General features: G+C 67.4%; 19 protein-coding genes and 1 tRNA gene. 8 read left to right on the top strand and 12 right to left on the bottom strand.

What is annotated here, in order from left to right:
* Positions 1 to 37: 37 nt before the first annotated feature.
* Complete coding sequence (arfA, locus tag ACTHQS_RS17650) at positions 38 to 1,564, bottom strand: arabinosylfuranosidase ArfA (RefSeq protein WP_440171493.1); 1,527 nt, start codon at positions 1,562 to 1,564, stop codon at positions 38 to 40.
* Positions 1,565 to 1,869: 305 nt separating this feature from the next.
* On the opposite strand from arfA, the gene ACTHQS_RS17645 reads away from it, so the two are divergent.
* Positions 1,870 to 2,820, top strand: a complete 951-nt coding sequence (locus tag ACTHQS_RS17645) for an ANTAR domain-containing response regulator (protein ID WP_440171491.1) — start codon at positions 1,870 to 1,872, stop codon at positions 2,818 to 2,820.
* An 83-nt stretch (positions 2,821 to 2,903) separates the two neighbouring features.
* Positions 2,904 to 3,371: a hypothetical protein gene (locus ACTHQS_RS17640; protein ID WP_440171489.1), complete on the top strand. Its 468-nt coding sequence runs from the start codon at positions 2,904 to 2,906 to the stop codon at positions 3,369 to 3,371.
* A gap of 4 nt (positions 3,372 to 3,375) precedes the next feature.
* On the opposite strand, the gene ACTHQS_RS17635 is transcribed toward ACTHQS_RS17640, so the two are convergent.
* The 5 genes from ACTHQS_RS17635 to ACTHQS_RS17615 all read right to left on the bottom strand — a co-directional run bounded on the left by ACTHQS_RS17635 (position 3,376) and on the right by ACTHQS_RS17615 (position 7,728).
* Positions 3,376 to 4,215: an anti-sigma factor domain-containing protein gene (locus ACTHQS_RS17635; protein ID WP_440171487.1), complete on the bottom strand. Its 840-nt coding sequence runs from the start codon at positions 4,213 to 4,215 to the stop codon at positions 3,376 to 3,378.
* The gene (locus tag ACTHQS_RS17630; RefSeq protein WP_440171596.1) at positions 4,202 to 4,816 is read right to left on the bottom strand and encodes an RNA polymerase sigma factor; all 615 of its coding nucleotides are present in this window, start codon (positions 4,814 to 4,816) and stop codon (positions 4,202 to 4,204) included. Before ACTHQS_RS17630 ends, ACTHQS_RS17635 begins: the two co-directional genes overlap by 14 nt.
* A 45-nt stretch (positions 4,817 to 4,861) precedes the next feature.
* Positions 4,862 to 5,605, bottom strand: a complete 744-nt coding sequence (locus ACTHQS_RS17625; protein ID WP_440171486.1) for a class F sortase — start codon at positions 5,603 to 5,605, stop codon at positions 4,862 to 4,864.
* 113 nt (positions 5,606 to 5,718) lie between these two features.
* Positions 5,719 to 6,555, bottom strand: coding sequence for a DUF4397 domain-containing protein (locus ACTHQS_RS17620; RefSeq protein ID WP_440171484.1), 837 nt, complete (start codon positions 6,553 to 6,555; stop codon positions 5,719 to 5,721).
* Positions 6,556 to 6,708: 153 nt separating this feature from the next.
* The gene (locus ACTHQS_RS17615; RefSeq protein ID WP_440171482.1) at positions 6,709 to 7,728 is read right to left on the bottom strand and encodes a LacI family DNA-binding transcriptional regulator; all 1,020 of its coding nucleotides are present in this window, start codon (positions 7,726 to 7,728) and stop codon (positions 6,709 to 6,711) included.
* 135 nt (positions 7,729 to 7,863) lie between these two features.
* Here ACTHQS_RS17615 and ACTHQS_RS17610 point away from each other — a divergent pair, with 135 nt between their 5' ends.
* Both ACTHQS_RS17610 and ACTHQS_RS17605 read left to right on the top strand, forming a co-directional pair.
* A complete protein-coding gene (locus ACTHQS_RS17610) occupies positions 7,864 to 7,992 on the top strand; it encodes a hypothetical protein (RefSeq protein ID WP_440171480.1) in 129 nt (42 codons plus the stop codon).
* A gap of 3 nt (positions 7,993 to 7,995) precedes the next feature.
* Positions 7,996 to 8,613, top strand: coding sequence for a M23 family metallopeptidase (locus tag ACTHQS_RS17605; protein ID WP_440171478.1), 618 nt, complete (start codon positions 7,996 to 7,998; stop codon positions 8,611 to 8,613).
* 98 nt (positions 8,614 to 8,711) lie between these two features.
* On the opposite strand, the gene ACTHQS_RS17600 is transcribed toward ACTHQS_RS17605, so the two are convergent.
* Positions 8,712 to 8,784 (bottom strand) — tRNA-Lys (locus ACTHQS_RS17600).
* A gap of 211 nt (positions 8,785 to 8,995) precedes the next feature.
* On the opposite strand from ACTHQS_RS17600, the gene ACTHQS_RS17595 reads away from it, so the two are divergent.
* The 4 genes from ACTHQS_RS17595 (at position 8,996) to ACTHQS_RS17580 (ending at position 12,175) form a co-directional block, all read left to right on the top strand.
* Entirely contained in the window at positions 8,996 to 9,655 is a 660-nt protein-coding gene (locus tag ACTHQS_RS17595) for a hypothetical protein (protein ID WP_440171476.1), read from the top strand.
* A gap of 314 nt (positions 9,656 to 9,969) precedes the next feature.
* Positions 9,970 to 10,587, top strand: coding sequence for a DUF47 domain-containing protein (locus tag ACTHQS_RS17590; RefSeq protein WP_159634237.1), 618 nt, complete (start codon positions 9,970 to 9,972; stop codon positions 10,585 to 10,587).
* A 1-nt stretch (position 10,588) separates the two neighbouring features.
* Positions 10,589 to 11,599 carry an anion permease gene (locus tag ACTHQS_RS17585; protein WP_440171475.1) on the top strand — a complete coding sequence of 337 codons (1,011 nt, stop codon included), beginning with the start codon at positions 10,589 to 10,591 and terminating at the stop codon, positions 11,597 to 11,599.
* Positions 11,600 to 11,767: 168 nt separating this feature from the next.
* Positions 11,768 to 12,175: a hypothetical protein gene (locus ACTHQS_RS17580; RefSeq protein WP_440171473.1), complete on the top strand. Its 408-nt coding sequence runs from the start codon at positions 11,768 to 11,770 to the stop codon at positions 12,173 to 12,175.
* Positions 12,176 to 12,205: 30 nt separating this feature from the next.
* On the opposite strand, the gene ACTHQS_RS17575 is transcribed toward ACTHQS_RS17580, so the two are convergent.
* The 5 genes from ACTHQS_RS17575 to pstS all read right to left on the bottom strand — a co-directional run bounded on the left by ACTHQS_RS17575 (position 12,206) and on the right by pstS (position 16,846).
* Positions 12,206 to 12,634 (bottom strand): hypothetical protein, encoded by a 429-nt coding sequence (locus ACTHQS_RS17575; RefSeq protein WP_440171471.1) that lies wholly within the window; start codon positions 12,632 to 12,634, stop codon positions 12,206 to 12,208.
* An 85-nt stretch (positions 12,635 to 12,719) separates the two neighbouring features.
* Entirely contained in the window at positions 12,720 to 13,499 is a 780-nt protein-coding gene (gene pstB / locus ACTHQS_RS17570; protein ID WP_018763202.1) for a phosphate ABC transporter ATP-binding protein PstB, read from the bottom strand.
* 76 nt (positions 13,500 to 13,575) lie between these two features.
* Complete coding sequence (gene pstA, locus ACTHQS_RS17565) at positions 13,576 to 14,688, bottom strand: phosphate ABC transporter permease PstA (RefSeq protein WP_440171469.1); 1,113 nt, start codon at positions 14,686 to 14,688, stop codon at positions 13,576 to 13,578.
* Positions 14,689 to 15,621, bottom strand: coding sequence for a phosphate ABC transporter permease subunit PstC (gene pstC / locus ACTHQS_RS17560; RefSeq protein WP_440171467.1), 933 nt, complete (start codon positions 15,619 to 15,621; stop codon positions 14,689 to 14,691).
* A 103-nt stretch (positions 15,622 to 15,724) separates the two neighbouring features.
* On the bottom strand, positions 15,725 to 16,846 hold the full coding sequence (pstS, locus tag ACTHQS_RS17555) for a phosphate ABC transporter substrate-binding protein PstS (protein ID WP_440171465.1): 1,122 nt from the start codon (positions 16,844 to 16,846) through the stop codon (positions 15,725 to 15,727).
* Between the last annotated feature and the right edge of the window lie 4 nt (positions 16,847 to 16,850).

Below are 16,850 nucleotides of genomic sequence, written 5' to 3'. Positions count from 1 at the left end.
CCGTCGTCATAAGCACACCCTCAGGTGTTTGAGCCGGTCAGGACTCCACGGCCAGCCGGATCATGGACCAGGACACAGCCGGAAGTTCGGCGGTGAGCCGGCCAGCCTCCACCTTTGCCGTGCCGTTTTCCGAGGGCAGGACGGAGGTGGAATCGTCGGCGGTGGCCTGCCAGTAAGGATCCTTGTTCGCATAGGTCAAAGCTTCCACCACCCGCACCCTGCCGAGGCCGGCCACGGCGGCGTCCAGCGTGAGCGCCTGGTCAGCCGAGCGGTTGACGGCGAACACCACCGCCTGGCCCTTGTCCGCGTCATAGGTGGCGACGGCGGACAGCGCGGCGAAGCCGGCCGTCGTGCCGCCGCTGACCAGCGGCGATTCGGTGGCGAGCTGCAGCACCGTACCGGAGGCGTACCGGGAGGTCAGTGCGAAGGGGTGGAAGGTGGTCTGCTTCCAGGACCGGCCTCCGGGTTCGGTCATGATGGGTGCGATGACGTTCACCAGCTGCGCCAGGCTGGCCGAGTGGACACGGTCCGTGTTCCGGAGCAGCGTGACCAGGAGGTCACCCACCACCACGGCGTCGGCCACCGTGTAGGTGTCCTCCAGCAGCACCGGCGCCACCGGCCAGTCCTTGCCGGCGGGCACTTTGGATTCGTCACGGCTCATGTGCCAGACGTTCCACTCGTCGAAGGAGATGTTCACCTGCCTGCTGGACTTCTTGACTGACTTCACGTGGTCGATGTGGCTCACGATGTCGCGGATGAACGCTTCCATCTTGTGCCCGGCAGCCAGGTGTTCCTGCAGGTCGCCGAAGTCCTCGAAGTACTGGTGCGCCGAGATCAGGTCAACGAGTTCGTAGGTTTCGGTCAGGACCACACGCTCCCACTCCCCAAAGGTGGGCATGCTGGGTCCGGAGCTGCCGCAGGCCACGAGTTCCAGGCCGGGGTCGATCATGCGCATGCCGCGGGCAGTGTCCGCTGCCAGCCGGCCGTACTCCAGCGCGTTTTTGTGCCCGATCTGCCAGGGGCCGTCCATCTCGTTGCCCAGGCACCACATCCTGATGCCGTAGCCCTTTTCCGCGCCATTGGTGCGGCGCTGCTCTGAAAGGTCCGTCCCGCCGTCGATATTGCAGTACTCCACGAGGTCAAGTGCCTCCTGCACGCCGCGGGTGCCCAGGTTCACGGCCATCATGGGTTCCACGCCGGCCTTGGCCGACCACTTGGCGAACTCGTCCACGCCCACGGTGTTGGGGTCGGTGGAGTGCCAGGCCAGGTCCAGCCGGACGGGGCGCTGCTCTACCGGGCCCACGCCGTCCTCCCAGCGGTAGCCGGAGACGAAGTTGCCGCCCGGGTAGCGGACGGTGGAGACGCCCAGCTCCCGGGTCAGCTCCAGGACATCCTTGCGGAAGCCGTCCTCGTCGGCGTCCGGGTGGTCCGGCTCAAAGATGCCGGTATAGACGCACCGGCCAAGGTGCTCAACGAAGGCGCCAAACGTACGACGGCGGACGGGCCCCACGATGAAGGACGGGTCGAGGGTGATTTTTGCTGCGGCGGGTTCTGGCTGTGTCACGGAGGCATCCTCGGATAGTTTCTACAACGTTATAGAAGCATTCTTTGGGGTGCCGCTTCCTGAGTCAAGTGTTTTGCCGCGTATTCGGCCCCGGGCGTCCGGTGCATGCGGGAGAACCAGGCCGCGGGCTGGACCTGCCGCAATGCAGGGAAAGGCCCCGGACCGGGGGCATCCAAGTACTACCTAATCGAAAAGACAGGTACCAGCTACGCATTCACCCGGGGCTGGAGGGCAATTAGTTTTTTCACAGAGGCAAGACCTTCAAGCTCTCGGTTTTGGCTCACTAGGGGGGTGTGAGACTGGCAATGCATCATTCACCACAAATCGGCCCAGGTTTCCCGGTCCATCGGACACGGGTAATAGGCGGGGCCGGCGACGAGGAGTCCTTCGAGACCAAGGGCTCTCCCCCAGCCGTCGCCGGCCCTCTAGCCCCTCCGCTCTCCCGGAGGGGCCACGCACCGCTGACCGTGGCGGGCAGCCACGAACAGGCCGCGTCCCGGAACACCTCACTCCTCCTGGACCTGGTCAACGGTGCCCCAACTTTGGCCGACTCCCTGGACCTGCTGGTTGCCGCTTCGGCCGCACACGTCGTCAGGACGGCCGGGATCGACGTCGGGTGCGGGCTGATGCTGCATCAGCCCAAACGCGCTCCGGCCATCACGGGCACCACTGACGAGGTGGCCCGCCTGCTGGACTGGGAACGTGAAACGGCCGAGGGCCCCGTGACCGATGTGATGTCCGGCGGCCACCCCGTGGCCGTTCTCCAGAGGAACGGGGACTTCCGCTGGCGGCGCTATTCCAGCCAACTCCAGTCGGCCGGCTTTGGCAGCGCCCTTGCCGTAAGGCTCCGCCTGGACACGGGCGTTCCCGCCGACGATGGGATCCCTGGCAGCAGCGAACTAGGCCAGTCAAGGGCCGCCCTTGCCTTCTTCGCTGAGGACTCGAAGGCTTTCCCGCTGCAGGTTATCGCGGAAGCACGCACCTTCGCAGTGCTGGCAGCCAAGAGCCTCCAAATGGCCATCAACCTGCACACTGCCCGCTCGCTGGCCACCGATCTCCGCTCGGCACTCGACAGCCGCACCTCCATCAATGTGGCCTGCGGCGTGATCATGGCGCAAAACAGGTGCTCCTACCAGGAGGCGTTTGCCATCCTCGCCAAGGCGTCAAGCCACCGGAACATCAAGGTGCGCAAGGTGGCCGAAGACATCCTGGAACGCCTTCCGGAAGGTGCGCCGCACGCACACTTCGGCCGCTGACCGGCTTCCGGTTCATGATGGTTCACCGGCCCCGGGGTGGGTAGGGAACAACAAGGACCAAGGAACGCGGGAGGGGCGGAGGCATGGAAGGCACGCATCCGGCGGTCGCCCGCGCGGGTACCCTCACCTGGCTGGCCGGACCGCTGGGCACCGCTCTTGGCCTGGCCGCCCATGTGGGCGGCGGCGGCCAGGCGCCGGCGGTCATCATCATTGCCGCACTGGCGGTGCTGCTGGGGCTTGGTGCGGTGCTCCTGGATCGGGTGGCGCCGGCGCAGGTTCCCGGCTGGGCGGTCCTGGTGGCGGCTGCCGTCGCGCAGCAGCTGCTGCATCTTGCCTTCACCGCCTTCTCCACCGCCAGCGCCGTTCCGTTGCCGGGCCACGGCCACGGAACCCCGCCCACTGCAGACGCGCCGCCGTCGGCCGGTGCTCCCGCCGCGCACTCGCTCCACCTGATGCTGTACCTGCATGCGGCCGCGGCGCTGCTGGCCGCCGCCACCGTGGCCCAGTGGGGCAGGCTCGCCGGGTGGGCCCGGGCACTGATCAGGCCCTGACCGATCAGGTTGTAAGGGTGCCCCTGGCAATACTCACGCTGGAATGGGCGGGATTACCGTCTACCGGCTCGTCCGACACATCCACTACCGGGTACTGGGAAAGGTCAAGGCCGGCGGGAACCTGGAACGTTCCCGACGTTGAGTTCATGACGCCCAGGCTGACCAGTTTGGAGAGGTCCGGCGCAATCAGCCACACTTCCTGATAGCCCTTGGCTTCATCCTTGTCCAGGCTCACCTGCAGGCTGCGGGAGCCGTCAGCAGCCTCCACCACCTTGGCGGAGCCTGCCGCGGAATGCTGTGCCAACGGCGTCAGCTGGGTCGCCGCGAGCTCCTGGGGCTGGGGCGGGCGGTTGAAGGCCCAGTTGGCGCCAAAAACCACCAGGACAGCAGCTGCCGCCGTCGCCAGCCACGTGCCGGGCCGCTGCCACCACGCACCCCGGGTCCGGGCACCCTTGGTTTTGACGCCACTTGTTCTGTCAGAGAGCGGGACAACGTTCGACGGCGGCACGTCCCCGGATGCGGGCATGGCGCCAGGAGCTGCCCCGGCTTCCTTCGTCCCGGCTTCCTTGGTCCCGCCCTCTTCAGGCGCTTCCGCCGCCAGCGGGTCCTCCCGGAGGGACTCACCCAGGCCAAGTTCGCGATGGATTCCCGCCCAGACCTGGGGCCCGGGGACGGACAGGCGGCTGGTGTCCGGCGTTGTCTTCACCGCTTCCACCGTGCGGCGCAGGGCTGCATAGTCGGCGGCACACTGGGGGCAGGCCAGGAGGTGCTCCCGGGCGCCCGGGTCATCCCAGTCGTCGTACAGCGCCAGGAGGCTCAACTGTTCCGGATCAAGATGCGGCATGGTCTACCTCCAATCTGCTTCTCAGGTGGGTCAGGCTGCGGCGGATGTGGCTCTTGACGGTACCAAGGGGCAGGTCCAGTTTCCGGGAGATCTGTTCGTGCGTCAGGTCCTCGTAGAAGGCAAGCTTCATGATGGACCCCTGGGGCTCTCCCAGCCTTTCCAGTTCACCGTCCAGGAGCAGCCGGTCCGCCAGCGTTTCCGCGGCCTCCGTTCCCGCCCCTGCATCCGCGGCCATGCCGGCGCCCGCGGCGGCGTAGGCCTTGCGGGCTTCGCGGGCGGACGACTGCTGGGCATCCGCGATGGCATTGCGGGTGATGCCGACGATCCAGGCCGGGAGCCGGGCTATCTGCGGGTTGAAGGTGCTCCGCGAGCGCCACACCCGGATGAACACCTCCTGGGTCACATCGTCCGCCGCAGCGCGGTCCGCCAGGGACCGGAGGGCCAAGGTATGCACCAGGGGCGCGAACTCGCGGTAGGCCGCCGCCAGCGCATGCTCATCGCCGGACAGGAAAGAGGCGGTGAGCCCGTCATCCCATCCGGGGGACGCGCGGCCGGGGAGCGTCACGGGCGGCTCCCTCCCGGCTTCGGCGACGAGATACATGGCTGGCCACCCACCGTGCAGGAACTGGTTCATGCGGGGACCGGTTCAGGCAGGGACTGCGGTGACAATCACATTGTCGCTGTAGTCCATCCGCTCGTCCAGCCATTTGCCGCCGCAGGTAACCAGCTTGAGTTCATGGGGCCCTGACCGCCTGAACAGGGATGCGCCGTCGAACTTGTCCTTCGCCATCAGCTCCACGCCCGCAACCCGGTAGGTGAGTGCGGAGGCGCCTTCCCTTCCCACCCGGATGATGGTTCCGGTCGCGAGCGACTTCAGGGCGGACAACGGCGCGCGGTCCGAGGTGGTGTCGATGTGTCCGGCGATGACGGCGGTACCTTCGGCCGCGCCCGGCGCCGGGCCGAACCTGTACCAGGCGGCACGGTCGAACACGTCCGGAATCTCCATCGCTCCCCCGGCGGACACGCCCCCGGGCACCACCGGCATGTCGATGGCCGTGCCGGCCACAGTGAGCGAAATGGGTGCCGGCGCGGCAGGATTCGCCGACAGGGTGGCCGGCCGGAGCGGGATGTCCCCCGGCTGGGCAATGCCAGGGCTGGAAATGGCAGGGCTGGAAGGGGGAGCTCCGCTGGGGGCGGATGCCTGCGGCGGCCGGGCGTCCGACGAAGCCGTGGAACTGGTTGCAGCCGCTGGGGACGATGCCCCGGATGTGGACGGGGCGGCCGAACCGCAGCCGGAGAGAACCAGCACCCCAGCCACCAGCGCTGCTGCCGCACCCCTTGAGGCAGGCCGACGGCGGTACCCGCCTGCCGGCGTCGTGCGTGTTGTCATGGCTGCCGCCCTTCCCTGGAGACATCTATTGCGGACAAATGGGCCGGCGCAGGGGCCCGTCCGCGGATATGCGGCCGGGCCCCTGCGCTTGGCTGGGCCTTCAGCGGAGCCGGTTAGAGTTCCGCCCGCCGGGCGCGGACGGCGCGGCCTACACCCACCGCCCCGGCCAGCAAGGCCAGGGCTGCCAGGCCAAACCCGGCGGTGGCAACCGGGGAACCCGTCCCATCGGCATTTGCGGAGCCTTCAAGGGCGCCGGGTACCGAGGCTGGAGACGTGTGCAGGCCTTCGATGGTCTGGACGGCGAGCTTGAGGTTCTGGTCCGCCAGGCTGCCCCAGGCGTAGACGATGGTGTGCGTCCCTTCGGCCACCGTGACGTCTGCGGGCCCGATCACGGGGGTGGTGGTCCCGGCGGCGGCAACTGCGGCCGGGACCGTGCCGGGATCGAGGGTCAGGGTCTGTTCGGCCGGGTTGGCCAGGTTGGTGACGACGGCGGTACCGCCGGCCAGGACATCGACGGCGGGTGCGGCGGCGGCGTGCCGGACGGTCAGTTTGCCCTTGCCGGCCGGGATCGGGGAGACGTCATTGGTGAACAGGCTGGCCGTGGGCTTGCCGTCTGCGCCGAGGTGGGCGGCCGCGGTGTAGTTACCGTTGGCTGCCAGGTTGACGCTGACAGGACCAATGGCGGGGGCGGATGCGTCGGCGGCGTCGGCTGCCGTGATGGCGATCTCGTAGGTGCCCGCCGGAAGGGCCAGGGGCCCGGCTAGGGTTCCCGGCGTGAAGTCATCCAGCGTACGGTCGCCGTTGACCCAGACGTCCACGGTCAGTCCGGGGACCCCGTGCAGCACCGAGAGCTGGGCGTCTCCTTCTGCTGCGTTGGCGGGGCCGGCCAGAGCGATTGCGGCTGCAATGGCCGCCGCACCGGCACCTGCGGTGAAGATTGTGTTGCGCATGTCCATCTCCTTGAACGGCCCGGCTCCCCGGGCATTTTTGCTGACACCCCTACTACCGGCGCAGGCCCGGAGTTGGATGCAGATTCATGGAGATTTTTTTGGTTTTCTTTTGCCGGCGTCCATCCCGCCCTTTCCAGGCGGCTGCCGAGGCTTCTAGGCGGACACCGGGGCGGCGGTGCTGGCGCGGAGGACCAGTTCCGGCGGGACCACGGTGGAGCTCACCGCGGCACCCGACTCGATTTCCTCAAGCATGATGTCCATGCAGCGGCGCCCCAGTTCCTCGAAGTCCTGGCGGACGGTGGTCAGCGGGGGCGTGAAGTACCCCGCTTCCGGCTGGTCATCGAAGCCCACCACGGACACGTCGTCGGGCACCCTGACGCCCGCCTCGGTGAACGCGCGCAGGAGGCCCAGGGCCATCTGGTCGTTGCCCACGAAGATGGCCGTGGCCGTGAGTCCTGATGCCAGCCCGCAGCCGATCGCGTAGCCGCTCCCGGCGCTCCAGTCCCCTTCCACCAGGAGGGATTCGTCCAGCCCTGCCTCGCGGAGCGCCGCCCGCCAGCCTTCGGCACGCTCGGCGCCGTCAGTCCAGTCCGGTGGCCCTGCAATGTGCCCGATCCGCCGGTGCCCTTCCTTGATGAGATGTTCGACGGCGAGCCTGGCACCCGCGCGCTGGTCCACCATGGCGCCGCTCACCGAGGCGCTGCCGGTGGAGCCGACAGCCACCACGGGCACCGGAAGGTTCATCTGCTCCAGCACGGCCAGGGTTTCTGAATGCGGCACCAATACGGCGATCCCGTCCACGGCCTGGTCCATGAAGTGGCCCACCGCGTCCGAGATGGCGTCCCTGCTGACCTCCCGCAGGGCGGCGATGCTGACAAAGTAGCCGGCGTTGCGGGCGGCATGTTCAACCCCCACCAGGGTGTTGGCCGGGCCGTACTGGGAGAGCTCGCTGGCCAGCACGCCGATGGTCTGCGAGCGCCGCGTCACCAGGCTCCGGGCCGCGGTGTTGCGCCGGTACCCCAGTTCGGCAATGGCCGCCTCCACCTTTTCCCGGGTGGCCTTGCTGACGTTCGGGTGGTTGTTCACCACGCGGGAGACGGTCTGGTGGGAGACTCCGGCCACCTTGGCCACGTCTTCCAGGCGCGGCATCCGGCCCTTGCTGGTTTTTGCCATGTGCCTATTGTGCCTGTTGCAGTCCCCGCGCCGGCGTACCTGGCAGGCGGCGGATCGTGGCTGGATCCTTGCGCACCGGGGGTCCGGTGGGAAGGATGAGGGTGATCCCCCGAGTGTGCTGAAGGAGCCGGCGGAATGGCCAAGTACCTGATGTCGTTTCCCTGCGGCGACGGAACCGTAAGTGGGGGGACCTACCGGCAGACCGCGGTGGCCTGCCGCTGCGCGCAGGAGCTGCGCGTCTTCGAGTACGACCCCGCCGGCTGAACCGTGAATCCGGCAGGCCCGGTTGACCTGGCCTATCCCTTCACGGGCACCTGGCTGGTGCAGAACTCACCGGCGGACCGGGTCCCCAGCCACGGGACGCGGCTCTTTGCCACGGATCTCGCCATCGACTTCACGCCGGTGGACGGGAACCGGCACTCTGCACCAATCACCGTCGCCTCGCTGTTCCGGCCCGAGCCGCCGGACCACTTCGTCGGGTTCGGCAGGACGGTGACGGCGCCGGTGGCCGGGCTGGTGCGGGCCGCCCATGATGGGGAGCCGGACCACCCCGCTTACCGCGGCTTCCCATCGATCGGCTATGCAACGGCCCAGGCCCGGCGGGTGCGGGAGGGATGGCCGGCCCTGGCGGGCAACCACGTGATCATCGAGCTGGGCGGGGTGTTCATCGCCCTGTGCCACCTGAAGCGAGGGAGCGTCTGCGTCCAGCCCGGCCAGGTGGTTGAGTGCGGGGAGCCGCTGGGGCGGTGCGGGAATTCGGGCAACAGCACAGAACCGCATGTGCACGTGCAGGCCATGGACTCGGCGGATCCGGGACAGGCTTCCGCAATTCCCATTTCGTTCCCGGACGGATTGCCGCGAAACGGGACCGTGGTAGCTGCCTGACCTGGAATGTTGAGTCTGCCCCGGGGACCTGCTGACCGGGATGCTTAAAAGACTGGGGCCCGCCTGCGTTAGCGGCGGACCCTCGTGGTCTTGCTGGGTGGGCCCTGTGGGGCTCGAACCCACGACCCACGGATTAAAAGTCCGATGCTCTACCAACTGAGCTAAAGGCCCCTGCCGGCCGGTCAAACACGCTGTGCCTGCCCGTTCGGCCCAATCCATTTCTGGACGTTAATACTCTAACCCATGGTTCCGGCCACTTCGCACACGTCCCGGGCACCGCCGTCGTACGTTTTTACGCCATCCTTCCGCCCCTTGCGGCCGGCAGCCGACAAGCCCCGCGGATGCTCGATTTCCGCGGCGGCACAGGAGTAGCGTGGGGGGCATGAGCGAGCAAGCAGGAACCAGTCCGTACGGCGGCAGCAACCGGCACCACAAGCCCAAGCCCTTCGCTCCGATGGACTTCGAGCCCTTTGCCGGCGGCGCCGATCCCGCCCGCGTGTCAGAGGCCGCCCACCTCGCCGCCCAGGCCCTGGTCCGCCATGGCCGCGACAGCGACGATCCCGTGATCACCGAACGCCTGGTGAAGCTTGCCGACGAACAGGGCCTGGATGCCATCGCCGAGATGTGGGCGGAGAGCCCCGCCCGATCCCTTCCCGGCGCCCTGTGGCGGCTCTACGCACTCCGCGCCGCCACCGTCCAGGACCCCGAGCGCATCTCCGTCTACTTCCGCGCGGGCAGGGACACTGCCCAGGTGTCCAACGTGGTGGCCGGCGCAGCTGAACCGCCGGGCGCTGACGAAATGCGCACCATGGCAGATGCCATTCTTTCCGGCGCCTTCGACGGCGACTTCGACGTCGCGCTGGAACGTTCAGCTGCCTTCTGCCGCGTGGTTGCGCTCGGCCAGGCCACCCTCGCCGACGGCGCCGAGCATGCCAACGAAGCACACGCCAGCAAGCTGACCCGCAACTCCCATCAGCTGGTGAAGACCGCCGAGGACCTGGAACACGCGGCCAACGCGTGGCGCCTGGGCGAACTGGACTGAGCCCTCCTTTACGCCGCAGGGCCTGATTTCCGGGACGAACCGAGGCCCCGCTGTCAAGATTGACTTGGGCCGGGCGAAGTAGAAGACTGAAACCGGTGCCGAGCCGCGAAACCCCCGGGCTTCAACAATTAGCCGCCTAGAGCGGCCTACCGCCGAGAGGCGTATCCGGTTCGGCACCATTTTTCTGCCCTCGTCCAGGTGGCCAATTCAGAGGGTGCAGTTACGGGCCGGTAGAGTAAGCGTCAGTTGCGCGCCCGCGTCAAGTCACACGGCAGCAACCCCCGCCTTGATACGTCCTGGAGACCGGTAAACACGTGAAGCTGCGCCTTTTTCCACAGGAGCCCGCAGGGCTGAACCTGCTCTCACAGATGGCACAACAGATCGTGCTGGCCACCGCCACGCTGGCCGAGATCCTTGGCGTACCCGCGGACGAGCACGGCAAGCTCGTTGAGGACATGCACAACATCGAAGCCAAGTCCGCCGAACTGCATTTCGCGCTCCTGACCCACATGCGCACGAGCTTCGTGAATCCGCTCCCCCGCGAGGACATGTACGCCCTGTCCCGGTACCTCAACGAGGCCATGGAGAAGATGGACGCCGCGGCGGAGCTGGTGGCCCTCTACCGGCTGGACCGCCTGCCCAAGCGCGCGGCCGACCAGTTGGAGATCATCAGCAGGCAGGCCGAGCTGACCGTTGACGCCATGCGCAGGCTCAATGACCTGGACGACCTCGAGGATTACTGGATCGAAATCCTGCGCCTCGCCAAGCGGGCCGAGCGGACCCACCGCGTCTGGGTGGCGGACATGATCGCGGACATGAAGTGGGCCCAGTACTCCCGCAACCGGGACATCGCCAACCAGCTGGTGGAGGTCACCAAGGATATGCGGCGGGTGGCCACCCAGGTAGGCAGCATCATCGTCAAGGAATCCTGACGTGGCGGGAGTCATTTTCGGCGCCGTGGTCCTGCTGGCCGCGGCGTTTGCCTTCCTGAACGGCTTCCGTGACGCATCCACCTCGGTGGCCCTTGCAGTCCGGAACCGGGCCCTCACCCCCAGCGTGGGCGTGCTCCTTGCCGCGTTCTTCAACTTTGTCGGCGCGCTCCTCAGCGCCGTGCTCGCCGTCGCCGTCAGCCGGACCTGGATCAGCCTTCCGTCCGGCCCCCACGGCCTGGCCATCCTGGTGGCAGGCCTCGCCAGCGCCTGCGCCTGGGGCGTCCTGATGTGGTGGCGCGGCATCCCGGCTTCCTCCACCCATGCCCTGGTGGGCGGGCTTGCCGGCGCAGGCCTCGCCAGCCTGGCCATTGGCGGCCCGGGAGTGGTGGGCGTGGACCAGTCGCTCCTGTTCCAGGTGGTCCTGCCGCTGGTGCTCTCCCCGCTCGTGGCCTACAGCGGCTCCTTCCTCCTGGTCTATCCAGCCACGTGGGTGGCCCGCTACACCCAGCCCAACGTTGTCAACCAGCGCTTCCGCCGGGGCCAGGCCGTAGCGGCCGGCGCGGTGGCCTTTGGGCACGGCCTGCAGGACGGGCAGCGCGTGAGCGCGGTGCTGCTGCTGGCCTTGCTGGCGGCAGGCTATTCCGACGGCGGGATCCCCACCTGGGTGGCGGCGCTCTCCGCGGTGATGATGACTGCCGGGACGCTCTTTGGGGGGTGGCGGATCTCGCACACCATCGGCTACAAAATCACCAGGATCGATCCCCTGCGTGGTTCCGTGGCCCAGACCTTCAGCGCGCTGATGCTCTTTGTGGGCGCCATCGGGCTGCACTGGCCGCTCTCCACCACCCACACCGTCACGGCCGGGGCCCTGGGAGCGGGGGAAAACCAGCACTTCTCGGTGACCAACCGGAAGCTGGTCATCCGGATCCTGTGGCTCTGGGGCCTGACGCCACTGGCCACCTGCGCCCTGGGCTTCGTGCTTGCGCTGGCCCTCTCCCCCATTTCCGCCTAGGCGGGGCAGCTGCCCTATACAGGCCATCCTGCGTGACGTAAATTCGGAAGTACGCCCCCGGTCAACGACGCCGGGGACCGGCGTCCGCGCCGCGTGCAGGGCTGCGGACCAGGCGCCGCTGCAGCCACCCGGCGGCTCGGATGCACAACGCGGAAAAGAGCAGGCGTCATGTCTTCCTCCTATTCCCGGCGCCCCCTTCCCCAGCCCCGGCAGCCCCAGTGCGAGGCCTGCGGAACCGAGCACCAGCTGACCATCCACGCGATCACCGCCATTGGCGCCGCCGGCGGGGACCTGGTCACAATCTCCTACACCTGCAACGACTGCAACCGGTTCCAGGAACACACTGCCTACGCCACCGACGTGGCGGCCGCGCTGAACCAGGTCCGCTGGATGGCCAAGGTAGTCCTCTTCGGGGACGACTACATTCACTGCGGCTTTCCCATGGAGGAAGCGGAGTTCGAGGTTGAGCGGCTCTGCTACCGCAGCAGCAGGTCAGGCAGCGGGCTCAACGCCGTATCCCTGCCGACCCGGGTCCTGCGCTGCCATTGCGGGTTCCAGCTGGAGGTCCCGGAATAGGCACTGCGCCCGCCGCGCCTCGAGGATTTGCTAAAGCTCCAGGGCCACAGGGCTGACGACGGCAGCGGCCAGGAGGACGGCGGTGAGCTCGTCCGGGGTCAGGTTGGCCGCCGCGCACAGTTCACCGTCTGCCACTCCGGCCGCGGAGGCTTTGCGGACTGCCTGCCGCAGGGATTCCTGGGCTGTGTCCAGTTCCCACTGCATGCTTTCGAGCCGCGAACTGGTTCGCCACACCTCCGCCAGGACATCCTCTTCCTCGACGGCATCCTCCACACCTGCTGCCACCAGGGCGAGGTGCGGTTCGAGCTCCGGCGCCAGCGGACCGGCTGCCAAGGGTCCAGCCAGACCCGCCGCAGCGGCGAAAGCCTGGGCCGGTTCCACGGCGTCCGGCACCGGGTCCACGCCGGGAACGGAAACAGTAAGCTGGGAGCCCAGGGGTTCACTGGCCGTCTGCGTCATGCAAAACTCCTTAAGCGGGCTTACTACTAGTTCCAAAAGTATCTCGATAAGCGTACCCGCCAGTAGATCGCCAACGGGACCAGGCTTACCCGAAGCGTCCGGAGACGTAGTCTTCCGTCGCCTTTTGCACGGGATTGCTGAAGATGGTGTGGGTATCGCCGTACTCGATCAACTTGCCCGGCTTGCCGGTGCCCGCGATGTTGAAGAACGCGGTCTTGTCGGACACGCGCGCGGCCTGCTGCATGTTGTGGGTCACGATCACCACGGTGTACTGGTCCTTGAGCTCGTTGATGAGGTCCTCGATGGCCAGGGTGGAGATGGGGTCGAGGGCAGAGCACGGCTCGTCCATGAGGATCACCTGCGGCTCCACGGCGATGGCGCGGGCAATGCAGAGACGCTGCTGCTGGCCGCCGGAGAGGCCGGAGCCGGGCTTCTCCAGCCGGTCCTTGACCTCGTTCCAGAGGTTTGCGCCCTTGAGCGAGCGTTCCACGAGGACGTCCGCCTCGCCCTTGGAGATCTTCTTGTTGTTCAGCTTCACGCCGGCCAGCACGTTGTCCCGGATGGACATGGTGGGGAACGGGTTGGGGCGCTGGAAGACCATGCCGATCTGCGAGCGCACGGTGACAGGGTCCACGCCGGGTCCGTAGAGGTTGTCGCCGTCCAGCAGAACCTCACCCTCGACGCGTGCGCCGGGGATGACCTCGTGCATGCGGTTCAGAGTGCGGAGGAAGGTGGACTTTCCGCAGCCGGAGGGACCGATGAACGCGGTGACGGACTTGGCCTCGATGTTGATGCTGACGTCCTCAACGGCGAGGAAATCGCCGTAGTACACGTTCAGGTCCTTGACGTCGATGCGCTTAGACATGGTGTTCCTTCACTTACTGGGTATGGGTTGAAGTCTAGGATCCGCCGCGGTATGGCGGAAGATGCGGCAGGTCTGGTTACCGGCCGGTTTTGGGGGCGAAGATCCGTGCGATCAGGCGCGCCACCAGGTTCAAGACCATCACCAGGATGATCAGCACCAGGGCGGCACCCCAGGCCCGCTGGGAGGACGGGTCCGGGTTGGACGGCGAGGTGGGGTTGAGGATCTGGGTGTAGATGAACGTTGGAAGCGAGGCCATCCACCCGCCGAACACGTTCGAGTTGATATTGGTGGCGAACCCGGCGGTGACCAGGATGGGCGCCGTCTCACCGATGACCCGGGCAATCGCCAGGGTGACGCCGGACGCGATGCCCGAGATCGCCGTCGGGATAACCACCTTGAGGATGGTCCGCCACTTGCGGACGCCCAGGGCGTAGGCGGCCTCGCGGAGCTCGTTGGGGACGATCTTGAGCATTTCCTCGCTGGAGCGGACCACCACGGGGATCATCAGCACGGAAAGCGCGACGGCGGCCACCGCACCGGTCTTGGTGCCCGGGCCCACCACCGCGAAGAAGAACGCGGCGGCGAACAGGCCGGCGACGATGGACGGGATGCCGGTCATGACGTCCACGAAGAACGTGATGGCCTTGGCCAGGCGGCCGTCGTGGCCGTACTCCACCAGGTAGATGGCCGTGAGCAGGCCCACGGGAACAGAGATGACGGTGGCCAGCAGGGTGATCTGCACGGTGCCCAGGAGGGCGTGGTAGATGCCGCCCACCACGGGACCGCCGCTTTCCACGGCCTTGTTGTCGAAGGCCCCGGTGACGCCGTTCATGGAGGTGGTGAGGAATCCGGGGTCGAGGAGCCCGGGGATGCCGTTGACCAGCACGGTCCAGATCACCGAAACGAGGGGCAGCAGCGCCACCAGGAACGAGCCGACCACCAGGCAGGTGGCCAGCTTGTCCTTGGCCTTGCGGGAGCCTTCCACGGCGGCGCTCCAGGAAACCAGGCCAACGGCGAACAGGATCGCGGAGACCAGGCCCCAGCCGAACGGGTTGAAGCCGATCAGGGCGAGGATGGCGGCCCCGACGATCAGGGCTCCGACGAGCACCACATAGGGTGCATACTTGGGCAGCTGGCCCTTGGTGAGGGCAGACCGCTTGCTGCGGACCGGGGTAAGCGTGGAGGTCATTTAGTTGGCTCCCGAGAATTCTTTGTGCCGGGTGATGACCCAGCGCGCGATCATGTTCACGCCAAGGGTGATGACGAACAGCACCAGGCCGGCGGCGATCAGGGTGCTGACCTTGAGGCCGCTGGCTTCGGGGAAGTTCAGGGCGATCTCAGCAGCGATGGTCTGGTTTCCGGATTGGATCAGGCTGGCGGTCAGCGCACCGGAGGAGAGCACCAGGGCAACGGCCATGGTCTCACCGAGTGCACGGCCCAGGCCCAGCATGATGGCGCTGATGATGCCCGGGCGGGCGAAGGGCAGCACGGCCATCCTGATCATTTCCCAGCGGGTTGCACCTAGCGCCAGCGCAGCTTCCTCATGCAGCTTGGGGGTCTGCAGGAAGATCTCGCGGGACAGGGAGGTGATGATGGGCAGGACCATGACGGCGAGGACGATGCCCGCGGTGAGGATGGTCTTGCCGGTGGTGGAGGCCGGGCCCTGGAAGATGGGGATCCAGCCCATGTTTGCCGCGAGCCAGCCGTAGGCCGGGGAGATCTCCTTGGCAAGGAAAGCCGCGCCCCAGGCGCCGTAGACCACGGAGGGGATGGCGGCGAGCAGGTCCACCACGTAGCCGAGCCCGGAGGCGAGGCGGCGGGGTGCGAAGTGGGAGATGAACAGCGCCACGCCGATGGCGATGGGGGTAGCGATAACCAGTGCGATGGCGGCGGCGATCAGGGTGCCGATCACGATGGGCCAGATGTAGGCGAAGAAGCCCTGCCCGCCCTGGATCTTGTCCGCGGGCGCGGTCAGCGCGGGGATTGCCTGGACTACCAGGAAGAGTGCGACGCCGAAGAGGACGGCGAGGATCAGGCACCCGGCTGCCAGCGTGGCGCCGGAGAAGACTTTGTCCCCGGCGCGCCCGGCGCCCTGGGTACTGGTCAGGGAGGTGGCGGTCATTCGACGGCCCTTCGGTTCGTAACTGGATTAAGGAAGCGGGTTGCAAAGCCAAGTTCCCCGCACTGCCGTCCGGCAGGCGGGGAACCCGGTTATGCAGCGTTGGCTAGGACTTGACCTTGATCGAGTCGATGGCCTTGGCGGCCTTGGCTGCCAGGTCCGAGGACAGCGGAGCGGACTTGGCCGACTCTGCTGCGGCCTTCTGGCCTTCGTCGGAAACTACGTAGTGCTCGAAGGCCTTGACCAGGTCAACGGTCTCCTGCTTGTCGTAGGTGGTGCACAGGACGTGGAAGGACACCAGCACGATCGGGTAGGCGCCCGCGATGGTGGTCTTGCGGTCCAGCTTGATGGAGAGGTCGTTGGCGGCGCGGCCTTCGACCGGCTTGCCCGCGTCAACGGCCTTGGCAGCAGCGTCGGCGGAGATCTTGGTGAAGGAATCGCCCACCTTGATCTGGGCAACGCCCAGCTTGCCGCTGACGGCCGAGTCGTCAGCGTAGGTCACGGCACCGGGGGTGTCCGTGACGGTCTTGACCACACCGGAGGTGCCCTTGGCGTTTTCGCCCTGGAGGCTGGCGGGCCACACACCGGCGGCCTTGTCGGTCCAGACCTCGGGTGCCGCGGCGGCCAGGTAATCGGTGAAGTTCTGCGTGGTGCCCGAGTCGTCGGAACGGTTCACCGGGGTGACCTTGAGGTCCGGCAGCGAGACACCTTCGTTGAGGGCAGCGATGGCGGGATCGTTCCACTTGGCGATCTGGCCGCGGAAGATCTTGGCCACGGTGGTGGCATCCAGCTTCAGGTCAGTAACGCCGGGAACGTTGAAGGCCACGGCGATCGGGGAGATGTAGACGGGGACGTTGATGGCGCCGTCGGGTCCGCACACGGACTTGGAGGAGGCGTACTCGTCATCCTTCAGGTAGGCGTCCGAGCCTGCGAACTGGGCCGAGCCGTCCAGGATTGCCTTGCGGCCTGCACCGGAGCCGTCCGGGGAGTACTGCACGCTCGCGCCGGAGTTGGCGGAGGCGAAGTTGGTCTTCCAGGCGTCCATGGCTGCGCCCTGGGCGGAGGAACCGATGCCGGTGAGCGTACCGGTCACCTTGGGGCCGGAGGCGGACTGGGAGCCTGCGGGCGCGGTGTTCGTGGCGTTGTCTGAACCGCAGGCGGTAAGCGCGAGTGCGCCGGCTGCGATAACAGCGATAGCCGCGTGGCGGCCGAAGCGGAGTGCCTTCACTAGA

This window comes from Arthrobacter sp. SAFR-044 (genome assembly GCF_051965175.1).
Lineage (GTDB): Bacteria > Actinomycetota > Actinomycetes > Actinomycetales > Micrococcaceae > Arthrobacter.
The sequence above is the reverse complement of the archived record's forward strand: the minus strand, read 5'-3'. Positions and strand labels throughout refer to the sequence as shown.

Coding starts and splice junctions, on each gene's coding strand:
- ACTHQS_RS17615 (WP_440171482.1), bottom strand. CDS start 7,728: ATGGCAAAAACCAGCAAGGGCCGGATGCCGCGCCTGGAAGACGTGGCC.
- pstA (WP_440171469.1), bottom strand. CDS start 14,688: ATGACCTCCACGCTTACCCCGGTCCGCAGCAAGCGGTCTGCCCTCACC.
- ACTHQS_RS17580 (WP_440171473.1), top strand. CDS start 11,768: ATGTCTTCCTCCTATTCCCGGCGCCCCCTTCCCCAGCCCCGGCAGCCC.
- ACTHQS_RS17620 (WP_440171484.1), bottom strand. CDS start 6,555: ATGCGCAACACAATCTTCACCGCAGGTGCCGGTGCGGCGGCCATTGCA.
- ACTHQS_RS17630 (WP_440171596.1), bottom strand. CDS start 4,816: ATGTATCTCGTCGCCGAAGCCGGGAGGGAGCCGCCCGTGACGCTCCCC.
- ACTHQS_RS17610 (WP_440171480.1), top strand. CDS start 7,864: ATGGCCAAGTACCTGATGTCGTTTCCCTGCGGCGACGGAACCGTAAGT.
- ACTHQS_RS17625 (WP_440171486.1), bottom strand. CDS start 5,605: ATGACAACACGCACGACGCCGGCAGGCGGGTACCGCCGTCGGCCTGCC.
- pstB (WP_018763202.1), bottom strand. CDS start 13,499: ATGTCTAAGCGCATCGACGTCAAGGACCTGAACGTGTACTACGGCGAT.
- ACTHQS_RS17645 (WP_440171491.1), top strand. CDS start 1,870: ATGCATCATTCACCACAAATCGGCCCAGGTTTCCCGGTCCATCGGACA.
- ACTHQS_RS17575 (WP_440171471.1), bottom strand. CDS start 12,634: ATGACGCAGACGGCCAGTGAACCCCTGGGCTCCCAGCTTACTGTTTCC.
- ACTHQS_RS17635 (WP_440171487.1), bottom strand. CDS start 4,215: ATGCCGCATCTTGATCCGGAACAGTTGAGCCTCCTGGCGCTGTACGAC.
- ACTHQS_RS17595 (WP_440171476.1), top strand. CDS start 8,996: ATGAGCGAGCAAGCAGGAACCAGTCCGTACGGCGGCAGCAACCGGCAC.
- pstC (WP_440171467.1), bottom strand. CDS start 15,621: ATGACCGCCACCTCCCTGACCAGTACCCAGGGCGCCGGGCGCGCCGGG.
- ACTHQS_RS17640 (WP_440171489.1), top strand. CDS start 2,904: ATGGAAGGCACGCATCCGGCGGTCGCCCGCGCGGGTACCCTCACCTGG.